The organism is Marinicella pacifica (assembly GCF_014636635.1).
Lineage (GTDB): Bacteria > Pseudomonadota > Gammaproteobacteria > Xanthomonadales > Marinicellaceae > Marinicella > Marinicella pacifica.
The window spans coordinates 210,481-225,076 of sequence record NZ_BMEO01000001.1 but is presented as its reverse complement, the minus strand read 5'-3'; the positions used below and the strand labels follow the sequence as shown (position 1 = coordinate 225,076).

9 protein-coding genes are annotated in these 14,596 nt (G+C 45.8%); 6 read left to right on the top strand and 3 right to left on the bottom strand.

Annotated elements, in window-relative coordinates; genetic code table 11:
• Positions 1–9 precede the first annotated feature (9 nt).
• A complete protein-coding gene (locus IEV16_RS00960) occupies positions 10–2,718 on the top strand; it encodes a serine/threonine-protein kinase (RefSeq protein WP_188363787.1) in 2,709 nt (902 codons plus the stop codon).
• On the opposite strand, the gene IEV16_RS00955 is transcribed toward IEV16_RS00960, so the two are convergent.
• Together IEV16_RS00955 and cysS are read right to left on the bottom strand one after the other, a co-directional pair.
• A complete protein-coding gene (locus IEV16_RS00955) occupies positions 2,710–3,123 on the bottom strand; it encodes a SufE family protein (RefSeq protein WP_188363786.1) in 414 nt (137 codons plus the stop codon). The two genes, IEV16_RS00960 and IEV16_RS00955, sit on opposite strands and share 9 nt — an antisense overlap.
• A gap of 8 nt (positions 3,124–3,131) precedes the next feature.
• A complete protein-coding gene (gene cysS / locus IEV16_RS00950) occupies positions 3,132–4,514 on the bottom strand; it encodes a cysteine--tRNA ligase (RefSeq protein WP_188363785.1) in 1,383 nt (460 codons plus the stop codon).
• Positions 4,515–4,723: 209 nt separating this feature from the next.
• Here cysS and IEV16_RS00945 point away from each other — a divergent pair, with 209 nt between their 5' ends.
• The 3 genes from IEV16_RS00945 to IEV16_RS00935 all read left to right on the top strand — a co-directional run bounded on the left by IEV16_RS00945 (position 4,724) and on the right by IEV16_RS00935 (position 7,250).
• A complete protein-coding gene (locus IEV16_RS00945; protein WP_188363784.1) occupies positions 4,724–5,650 on the top strand; it encodes a chorismate transformation FkbO/Hyg5 family protein in 927 nt (308 codons plus the stop codon).
• A gap of 92 nt (positions 5,651–5,742) precedes the next feature.
• Positions 5,743–6,489, top strand: a complete 747-nt coding sequence (gene crp, locus IEV16_RS00940; protein WP_345258780.1) for a cAMP-activated global transcriptional regulator CRP — start codon at positions 5,743–5,745, stop codon at positions 6,487–6,489.
• Between the two features lie 74 nt (positions 6,490–6,563).
• Positions 6,564–7,250, top strand: coding sequence for a response regulator (locus tag IEV16_RS00935; RefSeq protein WP_188363783.1), 687 nt, complete (start codon positions 6,564–6,566; stop codon positions 7,248–7,250).
• 1 nt (position 7,251) lies between these two features.
• On the opposite strand, the gene uvrA is transcribed toward IEV16_RS00935, so the two are convergent.
• Positions 7,252–10,089, bottom strand: coding sequence for an excinuclease ABC subunit UvrA (gene uvrA / locus IEV16_RS00930; RefSeq protein WP_188363782.1), 2,838 nt, complete (start codon positions 10,087–10,089; stop codon positions 7,252–7,254).
• 221 nt (positions 10,090–10,310) lie between these two features.
• On the opposite strand from uvrA, the gene IEV16_RS00925 reads away from it, so the two are divergent.
• Complete coding sequence (locus IEV16_RS00925; RefSeq protein ID WP_188363781.1) at positions 10,311–12,386, top strand: TonB-dependent receptor plug domain-containing protein; 2,076 nt, start codon at positions 10,311–10,313, stop codon at positions 12,384–12,386.
• Between the two features lie 158 nt (positions 12,387–12,544).
• Entirely contained in the window at positions 12,545–14,581 is a 2,037-nt protein-coding gene (locus tag IEV16_RS00920) for an OPT family oligopeptide transporter (protein WP_188363780.1), read from the top strand.
• Positions 14,582–14,596 lie beyond the last annotated feature (15 nt).

Sequence of the window (14,596 nt, the reverse complement as noted above, 5' to 3'; positions counted from 1 at the left end):
AAGAATTCGATGTCTGATTTAAGTCGACAAATCAGGCAACTTTTTGACCTGTGTATTGATCTACCGACCAAAGAGCAGGTGGCTTTTATACAGGCGGCTGATTTTCCGCAAACTGTGAAACAAAAAGTGCTGCGTTTATTAAAACACCAAAACAGCGATTTAGATATTTCAGGTCAGTTATTGGATGCCGTCAAAAGCGGCTTACGCATAGAGGACTTAAAAAAAGGTGATGTGCTCAATGAATTTGAACTGATTAAACTGATTGGCCGTGGCGGACAGGGTGATGTGTGGTTGGCCAGGCGGGTGGATGGTCAATTTGAACAGCAGGTGGCGGTTAAAATCCTTAAACCGATTTACCAGCAGCGAGAAGAGCAGCGGTTTTTGGCTGAGCGATCCTTACTGTCACAACTATCTCATCCGCATATAGCCCAACTCATCAGTGGCGGGCAGTATGCTGATAAACGTCATTACATGGTTTTGGAATGGGTTGACGGCAGCGATTTATTGGCCTATGCACAACAGCATTCATTGGCTTTAAAAAAACGTTTGCGTTTGTTTATTCAGGTGTGTGAAGCGGTGGCCTATGCCCATCAGAACGGCATCATTCACCGTGACATCAAACCTTCAAACGTGATGGTGGACAAAAACGGGGTGGTTAAATTACTGGATTTTGGGGTGGCCAAAAGCAAAGATATCAACATCACCGAAACCCAACACGATCAGATGTTGACCATGGCTTATGCCAGTCCTGAACAGTTAAAAGGTGAAAAAGTGTCCACCGTCACCGATGTTTATTCATTGGGTCTGATGCTCTATGAATTGCTCACCGGTCAAAAGGCCCATGCAGTGGATAACACATCCCCGGCAGAACTTATTGACAGCATCACGTCCCAAATGCCTACTTCACCGAGTGAACGCCTTAATCAAGGTGTTCACCGTGTATTAAGCACTAAAATCGACAAGGAATTGGATTATTTGGTGCTCATGGCCCTGCGCAAAGAACCCGAACGCCGTTATCAGACGGTCAATGCCATGCTGCAGGATCTCAAGAATTATTTAGACCACAAACCCCTGATGGCTGGTGGTGACAGCTGGTGGTACCGCAGTAAAAAGTTTTTATTGAGAAATCCGGTGGCCACCACCATGGGCATATTATTGTTGGTGGCGATGGTGTTTTTGCAAGTAAGCTTGGTTGATTTTAACCGACAGGTGTCTGAACAGCGTGACCAGGCTTTATCGGCCCAGGTCGAGGCCGAACGTCAGGCTGAACTGGCCAATCAAACCCGTGATTTTTTATTAAATATATTGGAGGCGGCTTCGCCATTGGGTAACCAGGGAAAAGATATTCGTCTGGATGATGTACTTGCCATTGGTGAGAAACAAATTATTAACAGTCTGAATAATGAACCGGAAGTCAAAACGGAATTATTAAAAACGTTTGGTTCAATTCAACATAATTTAGGTCACTACCAAAATGCAATTGATTATTATCAGAATGCTTATGAATTGGCTTTAAGCCAAGATATGTTCGATCAAGCCATTTTATCGCAAGCCCAAATGGCTTTAAATGCGGCTTGGTTAAGTGAATATGAGTTGGCAAAAAAACATTTAAAAATAGGTGATGAATTGCTGCCAATGATTAATGACACCCAACAAAAAGCCTGGTATCAAATTATTAAATCAACGGTTATTACCGAAATTGGTGAGCAGGAGGCAGGGTTGACATTGGCTCAACAAGTGCTTAAAAGTGTCCAAATAGCAGACATAGAAGACCCTGAATTGTTGGGGCGTATTCACAATGAATTGGGTGTAAGTTACTCGCGTATAGATAACCTTAAATCCTATCAGCACCATCGTCAGGCTTTGCAATTAGCCCGTCAAGTTTTTGGTGACTATTATCCGAAAACCTATGATCGAATGATCAATACGGCCACCAGTTTACAACGTATAGAGCGATATCGGGAAGCCGATTTATTGTTTGCTGAGGCGCAAAAAGTCGGTCAACTCATTTACCCTGAGGGTCATCCCAGTTTAGGACGTTTTATTGCCGAACGCGCGGTGCATTTTCATGATCGAGGTGCTTTTGACCAGGCCTTGAAGTTATATCAACAAGCCCTCGATTTGACGATTCAAAACAGTGGAAAAAATTCAGAAGAATATGCGGTACGTTTAAATAATCTGGGTTATTTGTATGAAGATTTGGGTGAGTACCAAAAGGCCATCGGAATGTACCGTGAATCGATTCAGATTCGGAAAAAGCTCCTTGGTGAGGACAGTTTAAGTGTTGCCAGCGCCCGCAGTAATCTGGCTCGTGTGTTGGCGAAAGACAAACAGTTTGAACAAGCCAGTGTCATCAGTGATCTGGTGATGCCGGTTTATGAAGCCCATGAACGCGGTAATTTTTATAATGAAGTGACCTTATGGGCCATTAAAATCCACCAGTCGCATGCCAACAAATGTCAATCCGTGTTATCTGATATGCAGCCTTTTTTGCAAAAGTTGACCGAACAATCTGACGGTAGTTGGCGTCGATTAGGGGCTGAGTTCTGGTTAGGCCAGGCATTTTATCAATGTGGACGCTTTGATTTGGCCAAAACTCTTCTTGAATCGGTACTCAGAATTAATGATAAGGTTTATTTGGCCGATTCTTACGGGCATAAAATGATTCAATCCAAAGCCAAACAATTGTTGGCTGACATAGATGGGCGTTCAGTCTAAGTGAACTTGGGCTATGGATTGTATTTTTTCAATCATCGCATTGAGACCATTGCTGCGGGTTTGTGACAGGTGCGACGACAGGCCGATCAGTTCAATAAAGTCAGGTTCGGTCTCAACAATATATTGGGGTGTCTGACCAGAATAAATGGTCATCACCAGGGCAATCAGACCTGACACAATGGCGGCATCAGAATTGGCGTAGAAATGCAACAAGCCGTCTTTGTACTCATGAATCAGCCACACTTGCGATTGACAGCCGGCCAATAAGTTCTTGTCCACTTTATACTTTTTATCCAGTTCCGGCAACTCTTTGCCCAGATCAATGATGTACTGATATTTTTGTAGCCAATCATCGAATAAATCAAACGTTTCAATGATTTCTTCCTGGTTGTCCATTTCTGTCATATGTAATCTCAATTGTTCTTTAGGTGCCAACGGGTGCCGTCAGCTGAATCTTCTATTACCACGCCCATTGTATCCAATTCTGCCCGAATGTCATCAGAACGTGTCCAATCTTTGTTTTTCCGGGCGGTTTCTCGTTCCTGAATCAACTGTTCGACGGTTGATTTTAAGTCATCATCAACAGATTGTCGGTCATCAAACCATTGCTGCGGATCGGTTTGTAACAGACCCAATAAATCAGCCGAAGCCAGTAACCGGCCTTTGCGCTGTGCCAGTTGTTGAGGATCCGTGGTTTTTTGCAGGTCTTTGGCCAGTGCAATCAGTCGGGCAAAAGCTTGCGGTGTATTTAAATCGTCATTTAAAGCAGCCACCAGCTCAGCATCCGGCGGGCATTTTGCCGCTTTGATTGCATCGGTATCGATCAATATTCGATACAGCCTGTCTAAGGTTTTACGTGCCTGCGCCACACTTTTTTCAGACCAGTTCACCGATTGGCGGTAATGGGCATTGAGTAAAACCCAGCGCACCACCTCACCTTTGTGTTCCTTAAGCACATCCCGGATCAGTGCAATGTTGCCGAGTGATTTGGACATTTTCTGGTCACTCATGGTGATGAAACCATTGTGTAACCAGTATCGGGCAAACAAAGGTTCATCATTGGCACAACAACTTTGCGCGATTTCATTTTCATGGTGCGGAAAAATGAGATCCCGACCACCGCAATGGATATCAATCACTTGTCCTAAATGTTTGGCCGCCATTGCCGAACATTCAATGTGCCAGCCGGGCCGACCGCGCCCCCAGGGACTGTCCCAGCCGGGTAAATCATCTGAAGAAGGTTTCCACAGTACAAAATCACCGGGGTTTTTCTTGTAATCCGCCACATCCACGCGGGCGCCTGCAAGCATGTCATCGGGATCACGTTTGGACAAACGGCCGTATTCAGGATAAGTGGTGACATCAAACAACACATGACCTGCCTGTTCGTAGGCGTTACCCTTGTCAATCAGGGTTTGAATCATCACAATCATTTCAGCGATGTGCTCAGTGGCATGGGGTTCAATATCCGGTGGCAAAACATTCAAAGCGGCCAGATCTTGATTATAGGCTTGCGCGTATCTGCTTGAAATGGCTTGAATCGATTCTCCGCTTTGTTGAGATTGTTTGTTTATTTTATCGTCCACATCGGTGATGTTACGGGCGAAAATAACTTTTTTATACTGATGTCGCAACAGCCGTATTAACACATCAAACACCACCGCCGGACGGGCATTGCCAATGTGGGCATAGTTATAAACCGTGGGGCCGCAGAGATAAACCGTTATGCGGTTGGCATCAAGGGGCTCAAAAGGTTCTTTGTGACCGGTTAAGGTGTTTTGAAACTGCAGGACCATGAAATTTTGTGTAAAAAAGCCTTATTGTAAATCATCGTTTCAGGCATTGCACAGAGATTAAGCCGCCATTTAATGTCTCTGCAGTTTGGCATTGGTAAAGGATGCCTTTTAACAGAATCAGTCTTGTTATCATGTTCGGATTTTATCATAATAGGCGATTGCTCAATTGTCGGTGTTGATGGTCAACACCCCACCAAACAGCCTAATGCATGAATAAAAGCGATTCCCAGACACAACAACTAAGGGTCAGTACAACGTTATCTGATTATCCTTTGGTTCAATTTAGTTATATGAATCAAGCGGAAAAAGATGACACCACCGTTATTCTACCTTTTGAGGTGCTGTCGCAGTCACCCGGTTACCGGGAAATATGGCAACTACAGGCGCCGGCAACTTATGAAAAACAAAAAAACCGCCGACTGATTCAAAGCGATCAGTTTCTGGTGCTGATTTATGACAGCCAATCATCTGATTTAAGTGATGTGGTCAGTTCGGTTTATGATGATGCTTTTCAAACCGGCAGCAATACCGGTTACGGGCATTTAATTCGGGTTTGGAATTATTTTCCGGCCATCAATGACAACAAGGCGGGTATGGAAAATTACCAGCGTTTCTGTGTGGCCCGGCATGCCTTGCTGGACCGGCACAATCAGTTGGGCCGCCCCAATCCCGCGGCCACCGCCATCGGCACCCATAATCAACAATCTTGTTATGTATTTATTTTTTCAAAAACACCCGGCACAGTAATTGAAAACATCCGTCAGGTTTCGGCCTGGGAATACCCGTTGCATTATTCGCCGAAACAACCACGTTTTTCACGGGCCATGCAGTTTGGGAATTTGCTGATGTGTAGCGGTACCGCCAGTGTGGTGGGCCATGAAACCAGACACAAGGATGATCTGCGCTTACAATTTAAAGAATGTATGCGTAACATAGCCGTGCTGTTATCGGCCGCTGACATTCGAACCGATTTAACCGAAGGGTTGTTTCGTTTTTATTTGCGCGATACCGATGATGTTGACGACCTTAAACAATGTATCAAATCCGCGGGTTTAAAACACCATGTGATACTGGGTGGCGATATTTGTCGCGAAGACTTGCTGGTTGAATGTGAGGCAGTGTTTCAAAACAACTGAAAAATAAGTTATGATGTTAACTGGTGTATGTATAAATTATTTAGTGCAATTAAGCGAAATGGCCTTTCTGCCTAATGACAGAGGATTCTGACATGTCAGATGTATTTAACGAAACAGAATACGATGAACTGTATTTAAGCGAACGATTTCAGAACAGCAGTTTTTTTGAGCTCAGTGTGGAATCGATGAACCGGTTTTTATCCATGTGTCATCGCCGTAAATTTCCTAACAAAACCACCATCATCCGTCCCGGTGATTTGGCCAACACCTTGTATTATATTGTCAGCGGTTCAGTCACCATTTCTTATGAAAATGACGAGGGAAAAGAGCTGATTCTGGCTTACCTTAACAAAGGCGACTTTATTGGTGAGATGGGCTTGTTTATGAAAACTGAGCGCCGCGAAGTGATGGTCAAAGCCAAAGAAAAAACCGAAGTCGCTGAAATTGGATACATGCGTTTGGGTCAGTTGTTTCAGAATGAACTCAAAGACGATGCCAGCCATATTTTGTACGCCATCGGCACCCAGTTAACCCACCGCTTATTGCAAACCTCTCGCAAAGTCCACCGGCTGGCCTTTTTGGATGTCACCGGTCGCATTGCCAGAACCTTGTTGGATTTATGCAAGGAGCCTTCGGCGCTGTCTCACCCCGAGGGCACCCAAATTAAAGTGTCACGACAGGAAATCTCGCGGATTGTCGGTTGTTCACGGGAAATGGCGGGCCGGGTGCTTAAAGAATTACAGACGCAGGGCAGTATTGCCGTACAGGGCCACACCATTGTGATTTTACACAAGCGTGAAGATCAACCGGTGATTGACGATAAGCCGGCGGATGAATAAGATTTTGGTTTATTTGTCATAAGGTTGTCACAATATCCCTTTAATATCTCAGTTTTTTAGACCCTTGCACGTTTATGTCAAGCCAGATTCTGATTGTTGAAGATGATGAAGCCATCCGTGAAATGATGGCTTTTTCATTAACCCAGGCCGATTTTCAGGTGATTAAAGCGGACAGCGGTTTTATGGCATTGCAACAGCTTCAGCAACAGCGCCCGGATCTGGTGGTGATTGACTGGGGATTGCCTGATTTCAGCGGTCTTGAGTTATTGTCCATCATTCGACGCGATGAAGTGCTCAGAGAATTACCCTTGATCATGTTAACGGCACGGGCCGAAGAACGGGATAAAATCAAAGGTCTGGAGTACGGTGCCGACGATTATTTAATCAAACCGGTATCGGTGCAAGAACTGATAGCCCGTATCAAGGCCCATTTACGGCGGGCACGGGGTTTTCAAAAAAATCAGTCATTGAGCTACCACAGTATTCGATTGGATGTGAACGCCCATCGGGTTTGGGTGGATGATCAGCTCCTCACCATGAGCTTAACTGAATTCAAATTGCTTAAATTGTTGCTTGAAAACAGTGAAAAATTACTTTCTCGCGAGCGCATCTTAAACCATGTCTGGGGATACGATGCGCGAATTGAAGACCGCACCGTGGATGTCCATATTCTGCGTCTGCGCAAAGCGCTTAAACCATTTAACAAGGAACGCTGGATTAAAACCGTACGCGGCATTGGTTATCAACTGTTTCGTGATTAGCTTATTTCATCGCTTTTAACAGGGGTGCCAGAAAACGACCGGTATGGCTGCTTTTGTCTTTGGCTATTTTTTCAGGGCTGCCCTCGGCTATGATTTCACCCCCGCCTTGCCCGCCTTCGGGGCCTAAATCCACAATCCAGTCTGCGGTTTTAATCACATCCAAGTTGTGCTCAATGACAACGATGGTGTTGCCGTTATCACGTAAACGGTGAAGCACTTTAAGCAATTGCTTCACATCCGCAAAATGTAAACCGGTGGTCGGTTCATCTAAGATATACACCGTTTGGCCGGTGTCGCGTTTAGACAGCTCTTTGGCCAGCTTCACCCTTTGGGCTTCGCCGCCTGATAGAGTGGTGGCGTTTTGTCCCAGGGTGATGTAACTTAAACCCACATCCAGCAGGGTTTGCAGTTTGTCCGCCACTTTCGGTATGGCGCTGAAAAATTCAGCGGCGTCTTCCACCGTCATTGACAACACTTCATAGATGTTTTTGCCTTTGTATTTAACATCCAGTGTTTCGCGGTTATAGCGTTTTCCCTGGCAGGTGTCACAGGTGACATAGACGTCGGGCAGAAAATGCATTTCGACTTTGATTACACCATCACCCTGGCAGGCTTCACAGCGACCGCCTTTGACATTAAAACTAAAGCGACCGGGTTTATAGCCGCGGGTTCTTGACTCCGGTGTGGCCGCGAATAAATCCCGAATCGGACCGAATAGCTGGGTGTAAGTGGCCGGATTAGAGCGCGGTGTTCGGCCAATGGGTTTTTGGTCAATTTCGACCACTTTGTCGAATAACTCGATATTCTCAAAGTGTTCATAGGGCTGTGGCCGGTGAGAAGCCCGGTTCAGGTTATTGGCCAGTATTTTGTAGAATGTCTCGTTGATTAAGGTGGATTTACCGGAACCGGAGACACCGGTGATGCAGGTGAATAAGCCGGCTGGAATGCTGAGGTTAACATTTTTCAGGTTATTACCGCCGGCGCCCATCAGTTTAAACTGTTTGTTCTTGTCCGGTTTACGGCGTTGGGCGGGTATGTCAATTTTTTTGGCACCGATTAAATATTGTCCGGTGATGGAGTTTTTATTGTTGCAAATGTCATCAGGTGTGCCCTCGGCCACAATTTCACCGCCGTGAACCCCGGCCCCGGGGCCGATATCCACCACATGATCAGCGGTGCGAATGGCGTCTTCATCATGTTCAACCACAATCACCGTGTTGCCCAGATTTTTTAAATTAACCAGTGTTTTCAACAATTTTTCATTGTCCCGTTGGTGCAGTCCAATGGAGGGTTCATCCAGGACATACATGACACCCACCAGACCGGCACCAATCTGGCTCGCCAGCCGGATACGTTGGGCTTCGCCACCGGATAATGAATCGGCTTTGCGGTCTAACGTCAGGTAATTTAAGCCGACATTCACCAAGAAGCTTAAGCGTTCCTTGATTTCCTTGATGATTTTTTCGGCAATCTGGCCTTTTTGACCGGTTAACTTTAATTGTTCAAAATAGTCATGGGCTTTGGCAATGGACAGGGCGTTAATGGTGGGTAGATTGGTGTCTTCCACATAAACATGGCGGGCGCTTTCATTCAATCGTTGTCCTTCACACACCGGGCAGGGTTTTTTACTGACATACTTATTGAGTTCTTCGCGCACCATAGACGATTCAGTTTCCTGATAACGCCGTTTATAGTTATTGGCAATGCCTTCAAAGGGGTGGCTGCGTTGGTATTCACCTTTATCGCTGTAATAGGTGAATCTGATGGGGGTTTTGCCACTGCCATGAAACAACACCTCCTGCACTTCGTCAGACAAGTTTTTTAACGGTGTGTTTACATCAAAGTCATAGGCTTTGGCCAGCGCCTTAAGCATTTGAAAATACCAGCCGTGGCGTTTGTCCCAGCCACGGATGGCGCCTTGAGCCAGTGATAAATCCCAGTTTTGAACGATTCTTTGCGGATCAAAAAACTGACTCACCCCCAAACCGTCACATTCGGGACAGGCACCGTTGGGCGAGTTAAAAGAAAATAATCGGGGTTCCAGTTCGCTCAGGGAGTAATCACACACCGGGCAGGAGAACAGGGCGCTGAACAGTAAATCCACCGGTTCGGAATCAGCGTCATCATCAAAAGAAACCACTCTGGCCAGACCGTCACTAAGCGATAAAGCGGTTTCAAAAGATTCAGCCAGCCGCTGGGCCATGTCATCTTTGACTCGGAATCGGTCAACCACGGCTTCGATGTCATGTTTTTGTTTGGGATTGAGTTTGGGTAAATCATCAATGTTATACACTCGACCATCAATCCGTACCCGCACAAAACCACTGCCACGCAGTTGCTCAAGCAATAACAAATGTTCTCCTTTGCGGTTACGCACCACCGGTGCCAGCAGCATCAGTTTACGTTTTTCATCAAGCGCCAGCACCGTGTCCACCATTTGAGAAACTTCCTGGGCTTCCAATGAAATGGCATGTTGCGGACAACGTGGTGTTCCGATACGTGCGTACAACAATCGCAAATAGTCATATATTTCGGTGATGGTGCCCACCGTCGAGCGGGGATTATGGGAAGTGGATTTTTGTTCAATCGAAATCGCTGGCGATAAACCCTCGATGTGGTCTAAATCCGGTTTGTCCATTATCGATAAGAACTGCCGGGCATAGGCGGATAAAGATTCCACATAGCGACGCTGACCTTCAGCATAAATGGTGTCAAAAGCCAGGGAAGATTTACCGGAGCCTGAGAGGCCCGTGATGACAATAAATTGATCGCGTGGTAAATCAACGTCAATATTTTTTAAATTATGGGTTCTGACGCCGCGCAGTGAAATATATTTCATGGGTTGATGATAAGTATCCGTTGGGGGTGGTCAAAAAGGGGCTCTATTTTAGCGTAAATTAGTGATAAACAAAAATCAGCTTTGAAACATCGACAGCTTGCCAGCTTAGTTGTCAAAGTAGTGTGATTTTGTCTCGATTTCATAATATCTACGAGAATTATAGTGCTTTACTTTAATGTGTTCAGTTTCTAAAATAGCGACTTCTAAAATTTAGCAGTAATATGAAATTAATTTATTGGGTTACCAGTTTACTTAGTTTGACATTGCACGGTGCTTTTGCCGCAGAACAAAGCACGAATAATAATCAACATTTGGACGATATTGTGGTGCCCGGTATGCCCATAGATGTGCCTTCAGTCAAATTATTACCCGAACAATCGTCGGTGATGTCTGATACGTCAGAAGTCCTTAAAAAAATGCCCGGTGCCAATGTTAACCGCAATGGTTCATTAAGCGGTATTGCTCAGTATCGCGGTTTATTCGGTGATCGGGTCAATGTCGCCAACGATGGTCATCAAGTGTTGTCATCCTGCAGCAATGCCATGGATGCGCCGATGAGTCATTTACCAGCTTCCCAGGTTGATGCCGTTGTTCTCTATCGTGGCATCAGCCCGATCAGTCAGGGCATGGAAACCATCGGTGGCAGCATTAATGTTATCAGTAAAAAAATTTCAACCCAAGAATCCGGTTTAAACGGCGACCTTAATTTGGGTTACAACAGTGTTAATGACGGTGTTTTAGGTGGTATAAATTTGGCCGCCAAAAGTGGTTATCATGGCTGGCAACTGGGGGTATCCTATGAAGATGCTAATAGTTATGATTTTGCCGGTGGAACGAATTATTATTCTGGTATCGACCGTCAATTTTATAATCTGGCGTATCAATATGAAGACGAAAACCGTTTTTTTGAGATAGCCAGTAACTACAATGACACCGGTGAAACCGGCACACCGGCTTTGCCCATGGATATCACCTATGCCAAAGGTGGTGTAACATCTTTTAAATACAATCAAAATTTAACCAATAACTGGTCATTATTACTTGACGGTTCGTTTCAGGACACCGATCATTTAATGGATAATTATCGCTATCGACAACAAATGCCGGCCATGTATCGGGAATCCTTGACCACGCTGTCGCAAGCGGCCTTTTCTGTGGCTGGTCAAAAAACCATGTCACAAAGTGAGTTGATGCTGGGTTATGATTATGATGCCACCGATCATACCGCAGATATCAGCAACCCCAATAACGCCGGGTTTGCGATTAAAAATTATGACACCGAAAGACAGCGACACAGTGTGTTTGCTGAATGGCAATACAAGCTTAACCAGGCACATAGTTTGGTGCTGGGTGTTCGTGCCACCCATCATAAAAATGATGCCGCCGATGTCAGTAGTTCGGTGGCGATGATGAATAACGATATGGGCAACTTGCATCGCAGCTTACGCGATCGTTTTAATGCGGCTGACCGGTCATTAAGCGACACCAATATGGATGTGGCTTTCAACTGGAAACATGCCGTCAATGATCGCTTACAAATGGATTATGGGGTGGCGGTAAAAAATCGGGCACCCAGTTATCAGGAGTTGTATTTATGGTTGCCCTTAGAGGCCACCGCGGGTTTGGCTGATGGCCGTCAGTATTTAGGTAATCTGGAGCTTGATTCGGAAACTGCTTATCAGTTGGAGTGGGGTGTTAATTACCAACAAGGTGATTTTCAAATACAGCCCCATCTGTTTTACCATCGCATAGAGGATTATATTCAAGGCGTGCTCAATACATTAATGCCGGCACCGGCAGGCACTTTACGCTACGCCAATGTCGATGCTGAGTTGTATGGTGCAGATGTCACCTTAAGTTATCGTTTTTCCGATCGCTGGTCATTAACCCATGTCAGCAGTTATGTGCGCGGTCAGCGTCGTGATATTGATGATAATTTATACCGTATTGCACCGCTTAATGGCCGCACAGAAGTGAGCTATGAATACAAGGCATGGCAGTTGTCTGCCGAAATGGTCAATGTCGCCAAACAAGATAAAGTCGCCATGACCAATGCGGAGAAAACCACGCCGGGATATGGTTTATTAAATTTAGCCGTAGATTATAAGATGAGTCAAAATCAGCGCATTAATGCCCGAATTAATAATGTCTTCGATAAACGCCATTATGATCACACCGGAGGTTATAACCGAAATAACTTAAACTTGGATGTGGGCTTTAATCGTAACGATTTAACGGCTTATCGATTACCCGGAGAAGGTGTTGGTGTGGCGGTGACTTACTATAAGCAGTGGTGATGTATATTGCGCTAACACTAATTTAAAGTTGAATATAACCATAGCCCATTAAATCAGTGGGTTTTGTGCTTTTTGGTGCCTTAAAAACCATGCAAGCCTGAGACAATTCCAGTATGATAATGAGTTTTTAACATTTCATTGTAATTAGAGGAGGTCTTATGGCTGAAAACCAAGTTGATATACCGGTGGTACCGGCCGAGCGAAATATTGCAGAATTAACGGTAAAAGCCCTGATTTTAGGTGCTTTATTGTCCATGGTTTTGGCGGCGGCCAATGCGTATATTGGTTTGTTGGTGGGGTTGACGGTTTCAGCCAGTATCCCCGCCGCTGCTGTGTCCATGGGGTTGTTGCGCTTATTCAGGCGTTCCACCATTTTGGAAAACAATATGGTGCAGACCGCGGCCTCGGCTGGTGAATCTCTGGTGGCGGGCATTATCTTTACCATACCGGCACTGGTGATTATGAAAGCCTGGAGCGGTTATGATTATGGGCCGATGGTGGCGATTGCCGTGGTCGGCGGTATTTTGGGGGTGGCTTTTACCATTCCGTTAAGAAAAGCCTTGATTGTCGAGGCCAAATTGAAATTTCCCGAAGGGGTGGCCACCGCTGAAGTTCTGAAAACAGGCGGTATAGAAAATGACCGGTTACACGATGTTAAAGACACCGTTGCTTCGCAAGGTTTTGCCACTTTATTAAAAGCGGCATTGATTGGCGGTGTGGTGAAATTATTCGAATCGGGCATCGGTCTGCTGGCGTCAGGACTCGCCACGGTTAAGTCATTATTTAGCGGTGGTTATCTGTTTATGGCAAATATCACCCTCAGTCCGGCATTGCTGGGTGTGGGCTTTATTGTTGGTTTAAATATTGCTTTTCTGGTTTTCTTAGGTGGTGTAATCGGTACGATAATTGGTGTGCCACTGAACTGGGCGTTTAATGGTGATGCCATTATGGCGGCCACCGGTATTGACACGGCGACACCGGTCAGCGAACTGACAGCAGCCCAATGGGGACAGATTGCCGGCGAATCCTGGCAAAACAACCGCCGTATAGGTGTCGGCGCCATGATGATTGGCGGTTTGTGGTCATTAATTAGTCTGGCTAAACCTTTATGGCAGGGTGTTAAATCAAGCTTAGACGCCTACAAAAGCAGTGACAACCACCAGGGCGGCATTCCCCGCACGGAATTTGACACACCGATTCATTATGTGGGATTGGTGGTTCTGTTGGCCATTGTGCCGGTCTTTTTTATCTTTAAAACAGCCTTAGGTGATTATCCGGATGCCGTGATGATTGCCTCCATTATGACTTTTTTGATGCTGGTTTTTGGTTTTATTTTCGCTTCAGTGGCCGGTTATATGGCAGGTTTGGTGGGCTCATCCAATAACCCGATTTCCGGTGTCACCATTGCCACTGTCATTGTGTCGGCTTTGATTTTGTTTCAAATCATGGGCAACGAAGGTCCAGCAGCCACCTTAGGGCCGATTGCGGTGATTTTCCTGGCCGGTTTAATCTGTTCGGCAGCGGCGATTGCCGGGGATAATATGCAGGATTTAAAATGTGGACATGTGGTCGGGGCGACACCCTGGCGGCAACAGATTTTTCAGGTGGTGGGTGTGGTGGCCGCTGCCCTGGTGATTCCTTTTGTATTGAATGTACTGGATCAGGGTTACGGCATCGGCCGTCCATCACCTTTAAATCCCGATGCGCAGCCCTTGGCAGCGCCGCAAGCCGGATTAATGGAGGCCCTGGCCAGCGGTATTTTTGGCGGTGGCATAGAGTGGACTTTTATTTTTATTGGTTTTGCTTTGGCAGTGGCGCTAATTATTCTGGATAAAATCCAGGAAAAACGTGGTTCTGATTTTCGCTTTCCGGTACTGGCTGTGGCGGTGGGTGTTTATCTGCCGCTGGGGCTTTCAGTGCCCATCTTTATCGGTGGTTTGCTGTCGTATTATCTCCAGAAGAAAGCCATAAAACTACCCAAAGAAGCCCGTGGCCGCAAAAATGCCACAGGTTTATTGCTGGCATCGGGTTTAATTACCGGTGAAGCTTTAATGGGTGTTCTGGTGGCGGTGGCGGCTGTGATGTTCCAGGGTCAGGTGCCGTTTATGCAAGGTTTTGCCTGGGCCGGCTGGCTCGGTGTGGCGACCTTTGTTGCGGTGATTATTTACACTTACCGCAAGGTAAATCAGAGCTGACCTAACGATAATGCA

Excerpts from the sequence above, each read along its gene's own strand:
- IEV16_RS00960 (WP_188363787.1), top strand. The coding sequence starts at position 10 with ATGTCTGATTTAAGTCGACAAATCAGGCAACTTTTTGACCTGTGTATT.
- IEV16_RS00955 (WP_188363786.1), bottom strand. The coding sequence starts at position 3,123 with ATGACAGAAATGGACAACCAGGAAGAAATCATTGAAACGTTTGATTTA.
- cysS (WP_188363785.1), bottom strand. The coding sequence starts at position 4,514 with ATGGTCCTGCAGTTTCAAAACACCTTAACCGGTCACAAAGAACCTTTT.
- IEV16_RS00945 (WP_188363784.1), top strand. The coding sequence starts at position 4,724 with ATGAATAAAAGCGATTCCCAGACACAACAACTAAGGGTCAGTACAACG.
- crp (WP_345258780.1), top strand. The coding sequence starts at position 5,743 with ATGTCAGATGTATTTAACGAAACAGAATACGATGAACTGTATTTAAGC.
- IEV16_RS00935 (WP_188363783.1), top strand. The coding sequence starts at position 6,564 with ATGTCAAGCCAGATTCTGATTGTTGAAGATGATGAAGCCATCCGTGAA.
- uvrA (WP_188363782.1), bottom strand. The coding sequence starts at position 10,089 with ATGAAATATATTTCACTGCGCGGCGTCAGAACCCATAATTTAAAAAAT.
- IEV16_RS00925 (WP_188363781.1), top strand. The coding sequence starts at position 10,311 with ATGAAATTAATTTATTGGGTTACCAGTTTACTTAGTTTGACATTGCAC.
- IEV16_RS00920 (WP_188363780.1), top strand. The coding sequence starts at position 12,545 with ATGGCTGAAAACCAAGTTGATATACCGGTGGTACCGGCCGAGCGAAAT.